The following is a 16066-nucleotide window of genomic DNA, read 5'->3' on the forward strand; positions in this document are numbered from 1 at the left end:
CGCCGAGTGAACTGTCAATTGGGTGACGTGCGGAACGTTGCGCGCTTGCCGTACGTTGCCGTGCCGTGACCACTCTCCTGGGACGGTTCAAGCAGCGGCTGCGTCGGTTCGCGCAGAAGCCCGGCTCCGCCGACCTCTCGCCGTACCGGCAGCTGCTCGACGAGGTGAACGAGCAGGCCGAGCGCGTGGGGAAGCTCAGCGACGAGGAACTGACCGCCGCGGCGGCCGCACTGCGCGAGAAATCCGAGTTCGGGCGTGCCGAGCTGGTGCGGGTGTGCGCGCTCGGCCGGGAGGCGGCCGACCGCGCGCTCGGGCTGCGCCCGTTCGACGTGCAGGTCCTCGGCGCGCTCGGCCTCCTGGAGGGCCACGTGGTCGAGATGGCCACCGGTGAGGGCAAGACGCTCTCCGGCGCCATCGCCGCGGCCGGCTTCGCGCTGCGCGGCGACCAGGTGCACGTGGTCTCGGTGAACGACTACCTCGCCCAGCGCGACGCCGAGTGGATGGGTCCGCTCTACGAGCTCATGGGCGTCAGCGTGGGCTGGATCAACCAGAGCTCCAAGCCCGAGGAGCGCCGCGCCGCCTACCAGGCCGAGGTCATGTACGCGTCGGTCTCGGAGATCGGCTTCGACGTGCTGCGCGACCGGCTCGCCACCGACGTGGACCAGCTGATCGTGCCCAAGCCGCGCGTCGCCCTGGTGGACGAGGCGGACTCGGTGCTGGTGGACGAGGCCCGCGTGCCGCTGGTCCTGGCCGGCTCCACGGCGGGCCCGGCGGTCGACCCGGCCCTGGCCGACCTGGTCAAGCGGCTGCGCCGCGACCTGCACTTCGAGATCGACGACGAGGAGCGCAACGTCTACCTGACCGGCGCGGGCAGCGAGCTGGTCGAACGGGCGCTGGGCGGCATCGACCTGTACTCCGACGAGCACGTCTCGACCACGCTGAGCAAGGTCAACGTGGCCCTGCACGCGCAGGTCCTGCTGCACCGCGACGTCGACTACATCGTCCGCGACGGCAAGGTGCACCTGATCAACGACACCCGCGGCCGGATCGCGAAGCTCCAGCGCTGGCCCGACGGCCTCCAGGCCGCGGTCGAGGCCAAGGAGAACGTGGCGACCACGGACGCGGGCGAGGTGCTGGACTCCATCACCGTGCAGGCGCTGCTCAGCCGCTACCCGACCGTGTGCGGCATGACCGGCACCGCGGTGGCCGTCGCCGAGCAGCTGCGCGACTTCTACCAGCTCGAGGTGCTGGTGATCCCGCCGAACGTGGAGACCATCCGCGAGGACGAGGCGCCCCGGCTGTACGCGACGCTGGAGCAGAAGGAAGCCGCGATCGTCGCCGAGATCAAGAAGGTGCACGAGAGCGGCCGGCCGATCCTGGTGGGCACGCTCGACGTGGCCGAGTCCGAGCGCCTGTCGCGCAAGCTCGGCGAGGCGGGCCTGGAGTGCGTGGTCCTCAACGCGAAGAACGACGCCGAGGAGGCCGCGATCATCGCCGACGCGGGCTCGTTCGAGCGGATCACCGTGTCGACCCAGATGGCGGGCCGGGGCACGGACATCAGGCTCGGCGGGCACGACTCGACCGACCGCGAGCGGATCGCCGAGCTGGGCGGCCTCTACGTGATCGGCACCGGCCGGCACTCCAGCAGCCGCCTGGACGACCAGCTGCGCGGTCGCGCGGGCCGCCAGGGCGACCCGGGCGGGTCGGTGTTCTTCTCCTCGCTGCAGGACGACCTGGTCGCGCAGTACGTGCCCGACCACGACGAGCCGGCCGAGGTGGACGAGGACGGCCGCGTCACGGACGCCGGCACGCTGCACACCGTGGAGCACGCGCAGCGCGTCGCCGAGGGCGTGCACCTGGAGATCCACCGCAACACCTGGCGCTACAACAAGCTGATCGAGCACCAGCGCCAACTGCTGCTGGAGTACCGGGACAAGCTGCTGCGCACCGACCTGGCGTGGACCGAGCTGTCGGAGCGCAAGCCGGACAAGGCGCACGAGATCAAGGACCTGGACGAGGAGGTCAAGGTCCGCGCGGCCCGGCTGATCGCGCTGCACCACCTCGACCAGCGCTGGAGCGACCACCTGACGTTCCTGACCGACCTGCGCGAGGGCATCCACCTGCGGGCGCTGGCGCGGCAGAACCCGCTGGACGAGTTCCACCGCGAGGCCATCCCGGCCTACCACAAGATCGTCCCGGACGCGTGGGACGAGGCGGAGGAGACCTTCGCCAAGGTGCAGATCGACGCCGACGGCGCGCACCTGGCCGAGGCGGGCGTGCAGCGCCCGAACACCACCTGGACCTACCTGGTCAACGACAACCCGTTCTCCTCCGGGCTGGAGGAGACCTTCAAGGGCCTGGTGAAGCTGGTCCGCCGCCGCTGAACGACCCGTTGGACGACCCGGTGGACACGACGGCCGGGCGCACGCGGCGGCGCCCGGTCCGGGGGGACGGCTCATGAGCGCACGAGTCGCGATCGAGCCGCGCGGCACCCTCCCGGTGCCGCGCGCGGACGACGGCGCTTCGGCCCGCCGCGCCGCGGCGATCGAGGCCGCGGTGACGGCCGCGGGTGGCGTGCCCACCCCGGCGGCGGAGGCCAACGCGCTCGTCTGGCTCTCGGTCGGCGACCCGGCGCCCCTGACGGCCTACCTGGACGAGCACCCCGGCATCGAGTGGGTCCAGCTGCCGTGGGCCGGGGTGGAGAACTTCGCCGCGGCCGGCGTCTTCGACCGGCCGGTCACCTTCACGTGCGCCAAGGCGTCGTTCGCCGAGCAGGTCGGCGAGCACGCGCTGGCCCAGGTCCTCGCCCTGTACCGGCACTTCGTGCGCCAGGCGCGCTCGCGCCGCTGGACCGAGGTGGAACCGGTCTCCCTGTTCCGCAAGCGGGTGACCGTGCTCGGCGCGGGCGGCACGGCGCGGGCGCTGATCCGGTTGCTCGAACCGTTCGGCTGCCGCGTCCGGGTGCTGCGGCGCTCCGGCGCGCCGCTCGGCGACACCGAGACGCTGCCCGTGTCCGAGCTGCCCGCCGTGTTGCCCGAGACCGACGTGCTGGTGCTGGCGCTGGCGTTGACGCCGCAGACGCGCGGGATCATCGGCGCGGCCGAGCTCGCGCTGCTGCCGCCGTCGGCCGTGCTGGTGAACGTGGCGCGCGGCGCGCACGTCGACACCGACGCGCTCACCGAGGCCCTCGCCAACGGCACGATCGCGGGCGCGGCGCTGGACGTGACCGAGCCGGAGCCGCTGCCGGACGGGCACCCGCTGTGGGACCTGGACACCGTGCTCGTCACCTCGCACTGCGCGGACTCGTTCGAGTTCGTCACCGACCAGCTCGCGGCACGGGTGCGGGAGAACGTGGGCCGGTTCCGGCGCGGGGAGCCGCTGGACGGCCTGGTCGACGGTTCGGCCGGGTACTGAGGGAGGACTGGTTCGCGGGCGTGCCCCGCGGACTGGTTCGCGGGCGTGCCCGCGCTGCCCGCGACGGCGACCTGACGCGGGCCGGTGGCAGCCCCGACCCGCGTCACGCCGTCAGCGGACGGACAGCTCCTCCCCGGCGGTCGGCTGCGCCTGCCGGGGCAGGGTGGCCGGTCTGGGCATCCGCTGCGCCACCGCCTGCTCGGTGAGCGCCCGGATCTCCGCCAGGATGTCCAGGTGCTGCTGGGACGGTGGCGGACCGACGAGGTTCGAGTGGTCGAACGCGGTGCGTTCGGCCCGGTGGGCCAGGTTCTGGATGCGCCGGATCAGGTCCCACTCCTGGTCAGTGCGCGTAGAGCGCCGTTGCTCAGTCACCCCGGAAGCAGACACCTCACGCCGGGTGAACGTAAATCACCTGGCAGTGCGAACTTCGCTGGGTCAAGTCAGCTACCCCTGCCGAGGCGCGTGAAACGCACCGATCGTGGTACTCAAGGCTTCCCCGCTGGACACGGTGCCACGTGCAGCACGCGGGGACGGCCAGGACACGGCCGTCCGCGCGGCCGTGGGAATCGATTAACAACGCGGTCATGCACCGATCGACGTCACTCGGAGCAGTGAAAAACCCGCCGGCGGCCGACGATGACCCGGTGTCGAGCAGACCGCCGGTGTGAGGGTCACTCGAACGCGTGCCGCCGATGGCGCAACGCACCACATCCGCCCCGCCGGCCATGGCGTCGGGACCCATTACGCGGCCCGGCGGGCCGACTTACCGTGCCTCGGGTGAACATCGCCGTTCCGCTGATCGCAGCGCTCCTCGCGACGACGGCGCAGGCCGTTCCCGCGTCCGCCCACGGATGCGGGCCCCTGCGCGTTCCCGGTGCCGAGCACCAGGAACTGACCCACCTCGCCGACCTGTCCACCGCGGGCGGGCGCACCGACCCCGCCGACTGGGCCGGGCTGACCCCGGCGGGGCTGCCCGCGCCGACGCCCGTGGCGGGCACGCAGGTGGACGGCTACTTCCCCGACTCCTCCACCGGCAACACCAACAACGGCTGGGCGCACGACTCGCAGTTCGTGATCCGGCTGCCGGAGCGCTGGAACGGCGGCCTCGTCGTGGCCGGGTCGCCCGGCGTGCGCGAGCAGTACGCCAACGACCGCGCGATCAGCGACTTCGTGCTGGCCCGCGGCTACGCGTTCGCGGCGACCGACAAGGGCAACACGGGCGTGGCGTTCTACCGCGACGGCACCCGGCCCGGTGACGCGATCGCCGAGTGGAACCACCGCGTCACGCAGCTGACCAGGGCCGCGAGGGCCGTGGTGGCGCAGCGGTACTGCCGCCCGCCGTCGCGCACCCTGGCCACCGGCCTGTCCAACGGCGGCTACCTGGTGCGCTGGCAGCTCGAGAACCGGCCGGAGCTGTACGACGGCGGGGTCGACTGGGAGGGCACGCTGTGGACCGCCCGGGGCCCGAACCTGCTGACGTTCCTGCCGCCCGCGCTGAAGGGCTACGCCACCGGTGACAAGGCGGCCGTGGTGGCCGCCGGGTTCCCCGCCGAGTCGGAGTTCCTGTGGCCGTTCCACCACCAGTACTACTGGGACCTGACCCAGCGCATCTACCGCGAGGAGCTGGACCCCGGGTGGGACGGTGACGCGGAGGCGGGCACGCCGTTCTGCGCGCCCGGCACGCCGGTGTGCGACGCGGACTACGACTACGCCTCACGGCCGCAGGCGCAGCGCGCCGTGGAGCGGATCGCGCTCACCGGCCGGATCGGCAAGCCGCTGATCACCCTGCACGGCACGCTGGACGTGCTGCTGCCCATCTCGCGCGACTCGGACGTGTACGCCGACATGGTGCGCCGGGCGGGCCGCGGCGCGCTGTTCCGCTACTACCGGATCGAGGGCGGCACCCACGTCGACTCGCTGTTCGACGCCTTCCCCGACCGGTTGCGGCCGTTGACGCCGTGCCACCGGACCGCGTTCGCGGCCCTGGAGTCGTGGCTGGCCGGTGGCCGACCGCCCGCGTCGACCACGGTCGCCCGCCCCGCGGCGGTCAGCGCGACGGAGTGCGCGCTGGCGTGACGGCACGCGTCCCGCCGCTCGACCGCACTGGGGGCGGCCGAGCGGCGGGGCGCGACCACCTCCCGGCGACCGTCCACTTCGGACATCCGACCCCTGCGGGCGGTCAGTCGCCCAGCACCTTCATCAGCTTGAGCGCGAGCTGGACCTCCAGCACCCGTTCCGGCGACTGCCAGTCCTCGCCCAGGAGGCTCGCCACCCGGTCCAGCCGCTGCACCACCGTGTTCACGTGCACGTGCAGCTCCTCCTTGGCGCGGCTGAGGTTGGCGCCGCACGCGAAGTACGCCGTCACCGTCCGGACCAGCTCGGTGCCCCGGCTCGCGTCGTAGTCCAGCAGCGGCCCGAGGGTGGACCGGACGTAGCCCGCGACGTCGGCCCGGTCGCCCAGCAGCACGCCCACGAACCCCAGGTCGGCCAGCGTCCCGCCGGTGCCCTGCCGCCCCAGCCGCAGCAACGCCCGCACGCACCGCACCGCCTCGGCGTGGGCCGCGGCCACGCCGTCCGGGCCGTGCGCGGGCCCGCCCGAGCCGACCGTCACCGGCAGGCCGACCGCCTTGCCCAGCACCCGTGCCGCGTCCCGGGCCGCGCACGCCGGGTCCGCGCCCGGCAGCACCAGCACGACGTGCTCGCCGTGCGCGCCGGCCAGGCCGCGGCACGCCGAGGCGTGGTGCGCGGCGGCGGCCAGGAGCCGGTCGCGCGGGCCGTCCGCGACCAGCACCACGTGGTCGGCGGCGAGGTCCACGCCCACCCGGCGGGCACGGGCGCGCAGCGCGACCGAGTCGACCGCGTTCGTCAGCAGGTCGGTGATCAGCTCGCCGCGCACCTTGTTCTCCGCCTCGGCGACCGTGCGGCGCAGCAGGAGCAGCAGGGCGGTGACGACGCCCGCGCGTTCGAACAGCCTGCGGTCGGCGTCGCCGAGGTCCGGCCGGTCGGTCAGGGTGATGCCGCCCAGCAGCTCGCGGCCCGCCAGCACGGCGCACACCCACGTGCCGTCCTGCGGGATGGCCCGGCCGCTCACCCGCGAGGCGTTGACCGCCGCCCGGGGCGCGAGCGCCCGGGTGGTGCCGATGCGGGCCAGCTCCTCGCCGTCGCTGTCGTGCACCACGATCCCGCCGTCGAGCACCTTGGCCACGGCGGCGGCCACCTCGGGCACGTCCGCGCCGCGCAGCACCAGGTCGGTGAGCCGGTCGTGGGCCTCCTCGGCGCGGCGCATGGCGTCGTTGTGCGCGCGGATCGTCTCGCCCGCCGCCCGCGTCTCCTCCAGCAGGTGCGCGGTGTCCAGCGCGATGGCGGCGTGGTCGGCCAACGACGACAGCAGCGCCACCTCGTCGGGCGGGAACTGGCGCGGCGAGCGGTTGGCCGCGTAGAGCACGCCGATGACCCGGCGGTCCAGCTTCAGCGGCACGCCCAGGATCGCGACCAGGCCCTCGTCGCGCACGGCCGCGTCGATCGGGCCGGTGTGGTTGAACCGGTCGTCGGCGAAGTAGTCGGCGGTCACGTACGGCTGCGCGGTCTGCGCCACCAGGCCGCCCAGCCCTTCGCCCATGCCGAGCCGGACCTGCTGGAACAGCGCCGAGATCGAGCCGTCGGTGACCCTCATGTAGGTGCCGCGCTCGCCCGGGTCGTTCATGCTCAGGTACGCGATGTCCGCGCCGAGCAGCTGGCGGGCGCGCCGCACGATGGCCCGCAGCACGGTGTCGGGGTCGCGCACCCCGGCCAGGTCGTTGGCGGTGTCGAACAACGCCTCCAGCTCGGCCTCCCGGCGGCGGTGCGCGGTGAGCGTGCGGCGGATGCGCAACGCCCACTCGGTGGCGCGGGCGACCCGGTCCAGCTCGTGGTCGGGCACCCCCGCCGCGCGGGCCGCGGGGAGCACCGCCGCCAGCCGCTCGCTGCCCGCGTCCGCCGCGAGCAGGTCGAGCAGTTCCAGCAGGTGCTCCACCGCGTCCGCCTCGCTCATGCCCTCATGCTCGCACCGAGGTCCGGCCGACGTCGGCCCGGTTCAGGGAGCTGCCCTTCGTCTCCCGCGCCGCCACCACCGAGATCACCGTCAGCACGCACATGGCCAGCACGTACAGCACCACGGGGAACGTGCTGTCGTAGGCCGACAGCAGCGCGGTCGCGATGAGCGGGGCCACCGCGCCCGCGGCGATCGACGCGAGCTGGTAGCCGATGGACGCGCCCGAGTAGCGCACCTTGGTGCCGAACAGCTCGGAGAAGAACGCCGCCTGCGGGCCGTACATCGCGCCGTGCAGCACCAGGCCGATGGTCACCGCGAGGGTCATCGGGACGAACGACTTGGTGTCGAGCAGGGCGAAGAACGCGAACATCCACAGGCCGATGCCGACCGTGCCGACCAGGTACGTGGTGCGCCGGCCGACGCGGTCCGACAGCGCGCCCCACAGCGGGATCGTGACCAGGTGCGCGAACGAGCCGATCAGCACCGCGTTCAGTCCCGCCGAGCGCGGCATCCCGAGTTCCGCGGTGATGTAGACCAGGATGAACGCGGTGATCACGTAGTACGACACGTTCTCCGCCATGCGCGCGCCCATCGCGATCAGCACCTCGCGCCAGTGGTCGCGCACGACGGCCACGATCGGGGGCTTCTCCTTCAGCTCGCCGGCCTCGACCTTCTTCTGCGCCTCCAGGAACACCGGGGACTCGCTCACGCTGAGCCGGATCCACAGGCCGATCAGCACGAGCACGCCCGACAGCAGGAACGGCACCCGCCACCCCCACGACAGGAACGCCTCGTCGGTCTGCACGGCGGCCAGCACCGCGAGCACGGCGGTGGCCAGCAGGTTGCCCATCGGCACGCCCGCCTGCGGCCAGGACGCCCAGAACCCGCGCCGCTCGGCGCTGCCGTGCTCGGACACGATGAGCACCGCGCCGCCCCACTCGCCGCCCAGCGCGAAGCCCTGGACCAGCCGCAGCAGGGTCAGCAGCAGCGGCGCGCCCACGCCGATGGCCGCGTAGGTGGGCAGCAGGCCCATGGCGAACGTCGCGCCGCCCATCATCAGCAGGCTCAGCACGAGCAGCTTCTTGCGGCCGACCTTGTCGCCGAAGTGGCCGAACACCAGGCCGCCCAGCGGGCGGGCCAGGAAGCCGATCGCGTACGTGGTGAACGCGAGCAGGGTGCCGTTGAGCGGATCCGCCGTGGGGAAGAACAGCTTGTTGAACACCAGGGCGGCGGCGGAGCCGTAGAGGAAGAAGTCGTACCACTCGATGGTGGTCCCGATGAGGCTGGCTATGACGACCTTGGCGAAGGACTTCTTCGGCTGCGGAGGGGCGGCGTTGGTCATGGCGGTCACCACTTCGTTGGGGTTGGGGGAACGAGGGGGCTACTGGGCGGTCCAGCCGCCGTCGATCGTGAACGACGAACCGGTGACGTGACCGGAGTGCGCGCCGCACAGCCACAGCACGACGGAGGCCACCTCGTCCGGTTCGATGAGCTGCTTGATGGCGTGCCGGGTGAGCATCACGTCGGCGAGCACCTGCTCGGGCCCGATGCCGTGCGCGCGGGCCTGGTCGGCGACCTGGTTCTCCACCAGCGGCGTGCGCACGTAGCCGGGGCTGACGCAGTTGCTGGTCACGCCGTGCGGCGCGCCCTCCAGCGCGATGACCTTGCTCAGCCCTTCCAGGCCGTGCTTGGCGGCGACGTAGGCGGACTTGAAGGCGCTGGCCCGGCTGCCGTGCACGCTGGAGATGTTGACCACCCGGCCCCAGCCGCGCTGGTACATGTGCGGCAGGACGTGCCGGGCGAGCAGGAACGGCGCGGTGAGCATGACCCGCTGGAGCAGCGCGAACCGGTCCGGCGGGAACTCGTGGACCGGCGCCACGTGCTGCAGGCCCGCGTTGTTGACCAGGATGTCGACCTCGGCGGGCAGGTCGCGGACCGGGTCGTCGGCGGACAGGTCCACCACGTGCTCCGCGCCGCCGGTCTCCCGGGCGGCCTCGGCGACCGAGTCGGCGTCGCGGTCGACCAGGTGCACCTTCGCCCCGGCCCGGGCGAGGGCGACCGCGCAGGCGCGCCCGATCCCGCTGCCCGCGCCGGTGACCAGGGCGGTGCGACCGGACAGGTCGTCGCTGTGACCGGGGACACTCGTCATGGGCCGAAACGCTAGGTGACCTGCGGTTCATCGGACATGTGACGGAAGACCACAACCTTCCGGCAAGGGATGTGTTTAGCCGACAGTTAGCCGGGAACTGATCCGGTTGTCACATACAGGGTGAAGCCACCGACACTCGTATGTAGGCTGCTTTGGCCCGATCGGGGGACGAAAGACGTCTTGGGGGTTACGAAGTGTCACTCACGCCGATCTACGACGACCTGCTGCGCGAGTTCGAGGGGATCATCCTCGTCAGCGAGGCGGCCGAGGCGGTCGGGACCGCCGCCGAGCCCACCACCGAGGCCACCGCCGCGCCCGCCACCGAGCCCACCTCCGAACCGGCCGCCGGGCAGGTCACGGCGCAGGTCGACGCGCCGACGCCCGCCGAGGGCTGACCCGGGCCTTCAGCGCGTCGGAGCCCTCCGCGAGGCGATGAGGGCTTCGACGCCGTCCAGCAGCAGCCGCAGCCCGAACTCGAACTTGTCCCCCGCGTACGGCGACACGCCCGCCCGCAGGACCGCGACCAGCGCCGGGTAGGGCTCGAAGTCGACCAGCTCGCCGAGCACCGCGTCCCGTTCGCGCACCTCGTCGGCGGTCTCCTGCGGCGTGTCCAGGCTCAGCCTGGCCTGGCCGCGCACGTAGGCGTCGACCGACTCGACCACCGCCATCCGCTCCGCCTCGGTCAGGCCGGTGCCCTCCAGCACCCGCAGCGCCGAGTCCATCCACCGCAGCAGGCTCGGGCCCGGCGCGGACACCGTCGACACCAGGTGCAGCACCCAGGGGTGCTTGCGGTACATCCCGTGGTCGGCGCGCGCCCAGCCCTCCACCTTGGCCCGCCAGTCGCCCGGCAGGTCGTCCGGCATCGGGCCCTCGCCGCCGACCGCGTCCACCATCAGGGCTTCCAGCTCCGCCTTGCCCGGCAGGTAGGTGTAGAGCGACGCCGTGCCGACGCCCAGCTCCACGGCCACCCGGCGCATGGACAGCGCGGCCAGGCCCTCGGTCTCCACGACGTGGACGGCGGCGGCCACGATCCGCTCCATCGTCAGGCCGCGCTGCGGGCCGCGGGCGGGACGGCGGGCGTCCTGCCACAGCAGCTCCAGCACCCGTCGCCGGCCGTCGTCCTTTGCGGTCATCGTGAAACCCAGTATACCGTTCGGAGTTGTGCGAACGGTGTTCGGAGTTCGAGGGGGGATCGACGTGGACCGGGGGCTGGTGCGGGAACGGCGGGCGTTGACGGCGGCGACGCTGGTCAACGGGCCGAACGAGCTGATCGACTTCGTGCTGCCGCTGTGGGCGGGCGCGGCGCTCGGGCTGGGCGCGACCGAGGTGGGCGTGCTGATGGCGGTGGAGATGGCGGTGTCGGTGGTCGTGCGGCCGCTGGCGGGCGTGCTGGCGGACCGGTGGGAGCGGGCACGCGTGGCGGCGGTCGGCGCGCTGTTGTACGCGCTGTCGTGCGCCGGGTACGCCGTGGCACCGGGAGCGGCCCCGGCCTACGGGGCGGCGGCGGTCGGCGGCGCGTCCGGCGCGCTGCTGTGGGTGGCCGTGCGCGCGATGGTCGGCGAGCGGCTGGCCGAGGACACGGCGGTGTTCCCGCGCCTGCTGTCCGCGCAGGAGACCGGTGCGTGGGTGGCGTTCGTGGTCGGGCTCGGCGCGGTGGGGTCGATCGGGTACGCGGGGCTGTTCTGGGCCTGCTCGGCGGCGTGCGCGGTGGCGGCGGCGTTCCTGCTGGCCGCGCCCCGTCGGCGGGACCGCAGTGCCGGCGACGCGGCGGCCGGCTCGGGTGAGACGGCCGGTCCGGGTGCGGCAGGTCCGGGGGTGGCAGGTCCGGGGGTGGCGGCAGGTCTGGGGGCGGCGGCAGGTCTGGGGGCGGCGGCAGGTCTGGGGGCGGTGGGGAAGCGGTTGCGGCCCATGTTGTTCGCGGTCGTGATGACCATGGCGGCGGAGGCGGCCGTCGCGCTGCTGCTGCTCCTGCGGCTCCAGCGCGGGTTCGGCCTGGAGGTGCGGGAGGTGGCGTTGGTGTTCCTGCCCGGCGCGATCGCGATGAGCGCCGCCGCCGAGCACCTGCACCGGTACGTGCTGCGGTTCGGCCGGCGGGTGGTGCTGGTGGGCGCGTCCCTGGCGAGCGCGGCGTTCGCGGTGGGCCTGGCGTGGGCCCCGAACCCCTACGTGATCGCGGCGCTGTGGGTGCTCAGCGGGCTGGCGTGGGCGGCCGTGATGCCGGTGCAGCAGGCGGTGATCGTCGAGGCCGCCGACGGCGGGGCGGGCCGGGCGATGGGCGTGTACGAGGCGGCCTGCCTGGTCGGCGCCCTGGTCGGCAGCCTGGCGGCGGGTGCGCTGTACGACGGTGCGCACTGGTGGGTGGCGTGCCTGGTGGCCGCCGGGATGATCCTCGCCGGCGCGGTGGTCGTGCCGCGGGCTGTGCGCCGGCTCGGCGTGCCGGACCGCCCGGTCGCGCGGGTATAGCGACGCGGAGGTCCGGGAACGACGACGGCGGGCCACCCGGGGGAATCCCGGTGGCCCGCCGTCGGTGCGGTGCTACTTCGGTTGCGGCAGCAGGTCCGCGGGGACCGGCTCGTCCTTCTCCAGCGCGCCGAACAGGCGCAGCGCGTTCTCCCGGTCCCACTGCACGACCGAACCCGCGCCCGGCACGGTCGGCGTGCTGCCGACCGGCACGGTCACCGTGTCCACTCCCCCGCCCATCGCGAACGCCATGCCCGCGAGGTGGTGCAGGTGGTCGTCGGAGTTCACCGAGATCGAGTCGGTGGTCGCGAACAGCAGCGGGAAGGCGCGGAACGGGTTGGCCAGCGTGCCCGCGCTCGTCGCCTTGTCGGTCAGCGCGGCGAGGAACTTGCGCTGGTTCTCCACCCGCTGGAGGTCGGCCGTGGCGAACGCCCGGGTCCGGACGAAGCCGAGCGCCTGCGTGCCGTCCAGCTCCTGGCAGCCCGGCTGGAGGTCCAGGCCCGCCAACGGGTCCTTCATCGGCTCGTCGATGCACATCTCCACGCCGCCGACCGCGTCCACGATCCCGGCGAAGCCGCCGAAGCCGATCTCCATGTAGTGGTCGACGTGGATGCCCGTCGCGCCCTCGACGGTCTGCACGAGCAACGACGGCCCGCCGAACGCGAACGCCGCGTTGATCTTGTTCTTGCCATTGCCCGGGATGTCCACGTAGGAGTCGCGCGGCACGCTGACCAAAGTGGACTTCCCGGAGCCGTCCGGGATGTGCAGCAGCATGATCGTGTCGGTGCGCCGACCGCCCGCGTCACCGGTGGACAGGTCCTGCTTCTGCTCCTCGGTCAGGTCGTCGCGCGCGTCGGACCCGACGAGCAGCCAGTTGGTGCCCGGGGTGTCGGCGGGCCTGCCCTCGTAGTCGGGCAGCGCGTCGATCCGGCGCAGCGACCCGTCGACGTAGAACCACAACCCCACGCCGAACACCAGGAGCAGCACCAGGACGACCCCGATGATCCTCCCGACGCGCGGCTTGCGGCGGCGCGGGAGCGGGCGTGCCGCCTGCTGGTACGGCGGCCCGTAGCCGCCCTGGCGCGGCGCGCCCTGCGGTCCCCGCTGGCGCGGCTGTCGGTACCCGCCCTGCTGATACCCGCCCTGCTGGTACCCGGCGTTCATCAAGCGACCCCGTCCGTGTGTCGGTCACTGCTCGCACACCCAAGGACGCGGCGCGCGGCGAGAGGTTGCCACCCTAGTGGTCGGGCGGGAGCACGAGCGCGGCCAGCAGGCGGTCCAGCTCGGCCTCCGGGTCGTCGGTGAGGCCGGTGTGCGCCGGTGAGGTCTGCACGATGGTGCTGCGCGGCGCGGTCAGCCACCGGAACCGCTGGCCGGGTGACGTGCGCGACACCGGACCCGCGGTCGCCGCGCCGTCGCACGACAGCCCGAGGTGGTCCAGGGTGGCGCGCAGCACCTCCACGTCCAGGAACGGGTCCAGCGCCAGCAGGCGGCGCTCGTCGACGTGCACCCGCGCGCCGAGGAAGGCGAGGTCCTTGCAGTAGACCAGCACGCCGACGTTGACGAACTCGCCGCGCTCCTGCCGCGGCACGGCGCGCAGCAGCGCGTACTCAAACACGTGCGGCACGGGCGGCCTCCAGTGCGTCGACCCAGGTCCGCGGCGCGGCCAGGCGGGCGGCGAAGAACGACTCGTACGCCTCGCGCACGGCGGCGGGCGCGCCGAACGCCTCGTCCTGGGCGAGCCAGGCGTCCGGTACGAGCGCGAGCACTTCGCGGATCAGCTCGGGCGTGACGCGGGCGGTCAGCTCGGCGTCGACGTCGGCCGGCGGGCCCGCGAACGGCAGCATCAGGTGGTCGGCCGCGTCGAACCGGTAGGTGGCGGCGGGGAACTTCTCCGGTCGCCACGAGTGGTGGAAGTACAGCGACGCGCCGTGGTCGATCAGCCACAGCTCGCGGTGCCACAGCAGGGTGTTGGGGTTGCGCCAGCTCCGGTCGACGTTGAGGGTGAGCGCGTCCAGCCACAGCAGCCGGGTGGCGGTCTCGGTGGACGGCGGCCGCACGGCCGGGTTGTAGTCGAACGAGCCGGGCAGGTAGTCCAGCCCCAGGTTGAGCCCGCCGCTGGCCTTCAGCAGCTCCTGCACCTCCTGGTCCGGCTCCGCGCGGCCCAGCTCCGGGTCCAGCTCGACCAGCACGATCTCGGGCACGCGGAAGCCGAGGCGGCGGGCCAGCTCGCCGACGACGATCTCGGCGATCAGCGCCTTCACGCCCTGGCCCGCGCCGCGGAACTTGAGCACGTACATGCCGAGGTCGTCGGCCTCGACCAGGCCCGGCAGGGAGCCGCCCTCCCGGAAGGGCGTGACGTAGCGGGTGGCCGCGACCTGGCGCAGCCCGTTCGTGGGGTTCACGCCCGGAATGATTCACAACGCGGCGGCCCGGCCGCCAACCGGTTGCGGGCGGGCGGTCAGACCACGGCCGCGTAGCCGGCCAGGATGCCGGTCCAGCCGCCCTCGCCGGCGACCCCGTCGCGCACCCGCGCCGCCGAGGCCGCGTGCCGCTCGAAGCCCCGGTGCACCAGGTCGACCCGGGTGCCGCCGGCCACCTCGGTGAACGTGACCTCGACCTCGCTGGCGCGGGCCGGGTCCGGGTCGTGGGACCAGTCGCCGTCGATGTGCCACGACAGCACCAGCCGGGTGGGCGGCTCGTAGGCCAGCACGACGCCCCAGTCGCACTCGGAGCCGTCCACGCCGCGCTCGAACCACCGGCCGCCTGCGAACGGCTCCACGACCGCGTCCGCGAGCGCCGCCGCGCCGATGTGGTGGGTCGGCGGCCACCACGCGGCGAACTTCGCGGTGAACACCTCGAACGCCCGCTCCGGTGGCGCGGCCACCGTCACCGACCGGCGCACTTCCTCCGTCATCTCTCCTCCTCCACGGCACGGGCGAAGGCGTCCAGCGCCCGGCCCCACAGATCGTCGAAGTAGTCCCGCAGCTCGCGCACGCCCGCCGGGTCGACGCGGTAGACCCGGCGGGTGCCGACGGCCTCGTCGCGCACCAGGCGCGCCTGCTTGAGCACCTTGAGGTGCTGGGACACCGCGGGCCTGCTCACCGGCAGCCCGGCGGCCAGCTCGCCGACCGCGAGCGGGCCGGCCACGAGCCGTTCGAAGATCAGCCGCCGGGTCGGGTCGCCCAGGGCCTCCACAGCTTGGTAAGCGCCCACGAACGGTAAGTCTGCACTTACGAAGTGGCCGCCGTCAACGCCGCCAGGTAACCGGCCTCGTGACCGGCGCGGTTGGGGTGGTAGGACCGGTCGACGGGGACCAGGACGAGGCCGTTGAGCCACGGCTCGTCGGCGCACACGCCGTGGCCGTCGAACGGCTGCCGCACGTCGGCGAACCGGAACCCGGCCGCCCGCGCCCGCTCGCCCGTCACCTCGGCCAGCGCGTCGGCCGCCCGGTTGACCGCCTCCCGCTTGCGCCCGCTCATCAGGCACCACGTGCGGAACGAGAACAACCGCGGGTAGCCCAGCACCACGACCCGGGCGGCGCTCGACCGGCGGGCGCGCACCGCGTCGTACACGCCGTCGAGCCGCGCCGGCAGCTCGTCGCGGACGAACCGCACGGCCGCGTCGACCCGCTGCCCGCACTCGTCGTCGTCGCCGAGGGTGCACCGGGTCATCACCTCGGAGAACCCGGCGTCGTTGCCGCCCACCGTGATGGTGACCAGCGTGGCGGTGGGCGTGATCCGCTCGGCCTGCGCGGTCACCTCCGACGTGCGGGCGCCCGCGCACGCCGCCACCACCAGCGAGGCACCGTGGCGCCCGGCCCACAGGCCCGGGTAGGCGTGGGGGCTGCGCCGGCAGTCGTCGGACGCCTCGTCGCCCGCGCCGAGGCCCGCCGCGTAGGAGTCACCCAGCGCGACGAGCTCCGGCGCGACCGGGGCGGGGAGCACGGACATCAGCAGCGCGAGCGCGAGCATCCTCATGCGCCCGGCCTACCACTGTGGACGGTCCCGCCG

Annotated in this window: 16 protein-coding genes; 5 read left to right on the forward strand and 11 right to left on the reverse strand. The window is 73.6% G+C overall.

Annotation, left to right across the window (positions count from 1 at the left end):
• Window positions 1-65: 65 nt before the first annotated feature.
• A complete protein-coding gene (secA2, locus tag ACIGNX_RS31455; RefSeq protein ID WP_396544608.1) occupies window positions 66-2384 on the forward strand; it encodes an accessory Sec system translocase SecA2 in 2319 nt (772 codons plus the stop codon).
• 73 nt (window positions 2385-2457) lie between these two features.
• Entirely contained in the window at window positions 2458-3414 is a 957-nt protein-coding gene (locus ACIGNX_RS31460) for a D-isomer specific 2-hydroxyacid dehydrogenase family protein (RefSeq protein ID WP_396544610.1), read from the forward strand.
• Window positions 3415-3525: 111 nt separating this feature from the next.
• Here ACIGNX_RS31460 and ACIGNX_RS31465 read toward each other — a convergent pair whose 3' ends face one another.
• Window positions 3526-3786 (reverse strand): hypothetical protein, encoded by a 261-nt coding sequence (locus ACIGNX_RS31465; protein WP_396544611.1) that lies wholly within the window; start codon window positions 3784-3786, stop codon window positions 3526-3528.
• A 405-nt stretch (window positions 3787-4191) separates the two neighbouring features.
• Between ACIGNX_RS31465 and ACIGNX_RS31470 the strand changes: the two genes are divergently transcribed.
• On the forward strand, window positions 4192-5490 hold the full coding sequence (locus ACIGNX_RS31470; RefSeq protein ID WP_396544613.1) for a tannase/feruloyl esterase family alpha/beta hydrolase: 1299 nt from the start codon (window positions 4192-4194) through the stop codon (window positions 5488-5490).
• A 103-nt stretch (window positions 5491-5593) separates the two neighbouring features.
• Here ACIGNX_RS31470 and ACIGNX_RS31475 read toward each other — a convergent pair whose 3' ends face one another.
• Genes ACIGNX_RS31475 through ACIGNX_RS31485 form a run of 3 tightly spaced genes read right to left on the reverse strand, consistent with a single transcriptional unit; the run spans window position 5594 to window position 9593 of the window.
• Window positions 5594-7444, reverse strand: coding sequence for a helix-turn-helix domain-containing protein (locus tag ACIGNX_RS31475; RefSeq protein ID WP_396544615.1), 1851 nt, complete (start codon window positions 7442-7444; stop codon window positions 5594-5596).
• Between the two features lie 4 nt (window positions 7445-7448).
• Window positions 7449-8786: an MFS transporter gene (locus ACIGNX_RS31480; protein ID WP_396544617.1), complete on the reverse strand. Its 1338-nt coding sequence runs from the start codon at window positions 8784-8786 to the stop codon at window positions 7449-7451.
• A 39-nt stretch (window positions 8787-8825) separates the two neighbouring features.
• Complete coding sequence (locus ACIGNX_RS31485; RefSeq protein WP_396544619.1) at window positions 8826-9593, reverse strand: 3-hydroxybutyrate dehydrogenase; 768 nt, start codon at window positions 9591-9593, stop codon at window positions 8826-8828.
• A gap of 194 nt (window positions 9594-9787) precedes the next feature.
• Here ACIGNX_RS31485 and ACIGNX_RS31490 point away from each other — a divergent pair, with 194 nt between their 5' ends.
• Complete coding sequence (locus ACIGNX_RS31490; RefSeq protein WP_396544621.1) at window positions 9788-9988, forward strand: hypothetical protein; 201 nt, start codon at window positions 9788-9790, stop codon at window positions 9986-9988.
• A 9-nt stretch (window positions 9989-9997) separates the two neighbouring features.
• On the opposite strand, the gene ACIGNX_RS31495 is transcribed toward ACIGNX_RS31490, so the two are convergent.
• Window positions 9998-10726, reverse strand: a complete 729-nt coding sequence (locus ACIGNX_RS31495) for a TetR/AcrR family transcriptional regulator (protein WP_396544623.1) — start codon at window positions 10724-10726, stop codon at window positions 9998-10000.
• A 64-nt stretch (window positions 10727-10790) separates the two neighbouring features.
• On the opposite strand from ACIGNX_RS31495, the gene ACIGNX_RS31500 reads away from it, so the two are divergent.
• Window positions 10791-12056: an MFS transporter gene (locus ACIGNX_RS31500; RefSeq protein WP_396544625.1), complete on the forward strand. Its 1266-nt coding sequence runs from the start codon at window positions 10791-10793 to the stop codon at window positions 12054-12056.
• Window positions 12057-12128: 72 nt separating this feature from the next.
• Here the strand turns inward: ACIGNX_RS31500 and ACIGNX_RS31505 are convergent, their stop codons facing one another.
• From ACIGNX_RS31505 to ACIGNX_RS31530, 6 genes are all read right to left on the reverse strand, one after another.
• Window positions 12129-13217 (reverse strand): LCP family protein, encoded by a 1089-nt coding sequence (locus ACIGNX_RS31505; RefSeq protein WP_396544627.1) that lies wholly within the window; start codon window positions 13215-13217, stop codon window positions 12129-12131.
• 73 nt (window positions 13218-13290) lie between these two features.
• Entirely contained in the window at window positions 13291-13680 is a 390-nt protein-coding gene (locus ACIGNX_RS31510; RefSeq protein ID WP_396544629.1) for a DUF3037 domain-containing protein, read from the reverse strand.
• Window positions 13664-14458 (reverse strand): HipA family kinase, encoded by a 795-nt coding sequence (locus ACIGNX_RS31515; RefSeq protein WP_396544631.1) that lies wholly within the window; start codon window positions 14456-14458, stop codon window positions 13664-13666. The genes ACIGNX_RS31510 and ACIGNX_RS31515 overlap by 17 nt, the downstream gene beginning before the upstream one ends.
• Before the next feature lie 56 nt (window positions 14459-14514).
• Window positions 14515-14970, reverse strand: a complete 456-nt coding sequence (locus ACIGNX_RS31520) for an SRPBCC family protein (protein ID WP_396544633.1) — start codon at window positions 14968-14970, stop codon at window positions 14515-14517.
• Window positions 14967-15269 (reverse strand): ArsR/SmtB family transcription factor, encoded by a 303-nt coding sequence (locus ACIGNX_RS31525; RefSeq protein ID WP_396544634.1) that lies wholly within the window; start codon window positions 15267-15269, stop codon window positions 14967-14969. The genes ACIGNX_RS31520 and ACIGNX_RS31525 overlap by 4 nt, the downstream gene beginning before the upstream one ends.
• A gap of 17 nt (window positions 15270-15286) precedes the next feature.
• Complete coding sequence (locus tag ACIGNX_RS31530) at window positions 15287-16033, reverse strand: SGNH/GDSL hydrolase family protein (RefSeq protein WP_396544636.1); 747 nt, start codon at window positions 16031-16033, stop codon at window positions 15287-15289.
• Window positions 16034-16066: the final 33 nt, after the last annotated feature.

Source organism: Actinosynnema sp. NPDC053489, assembly GCF_044544865.1.
Lineage (GTDB): Bacteria > Actinomycetota > Actinomycetes > Mycobacteriales > Pseudonocardiaceae > Actinosynnema.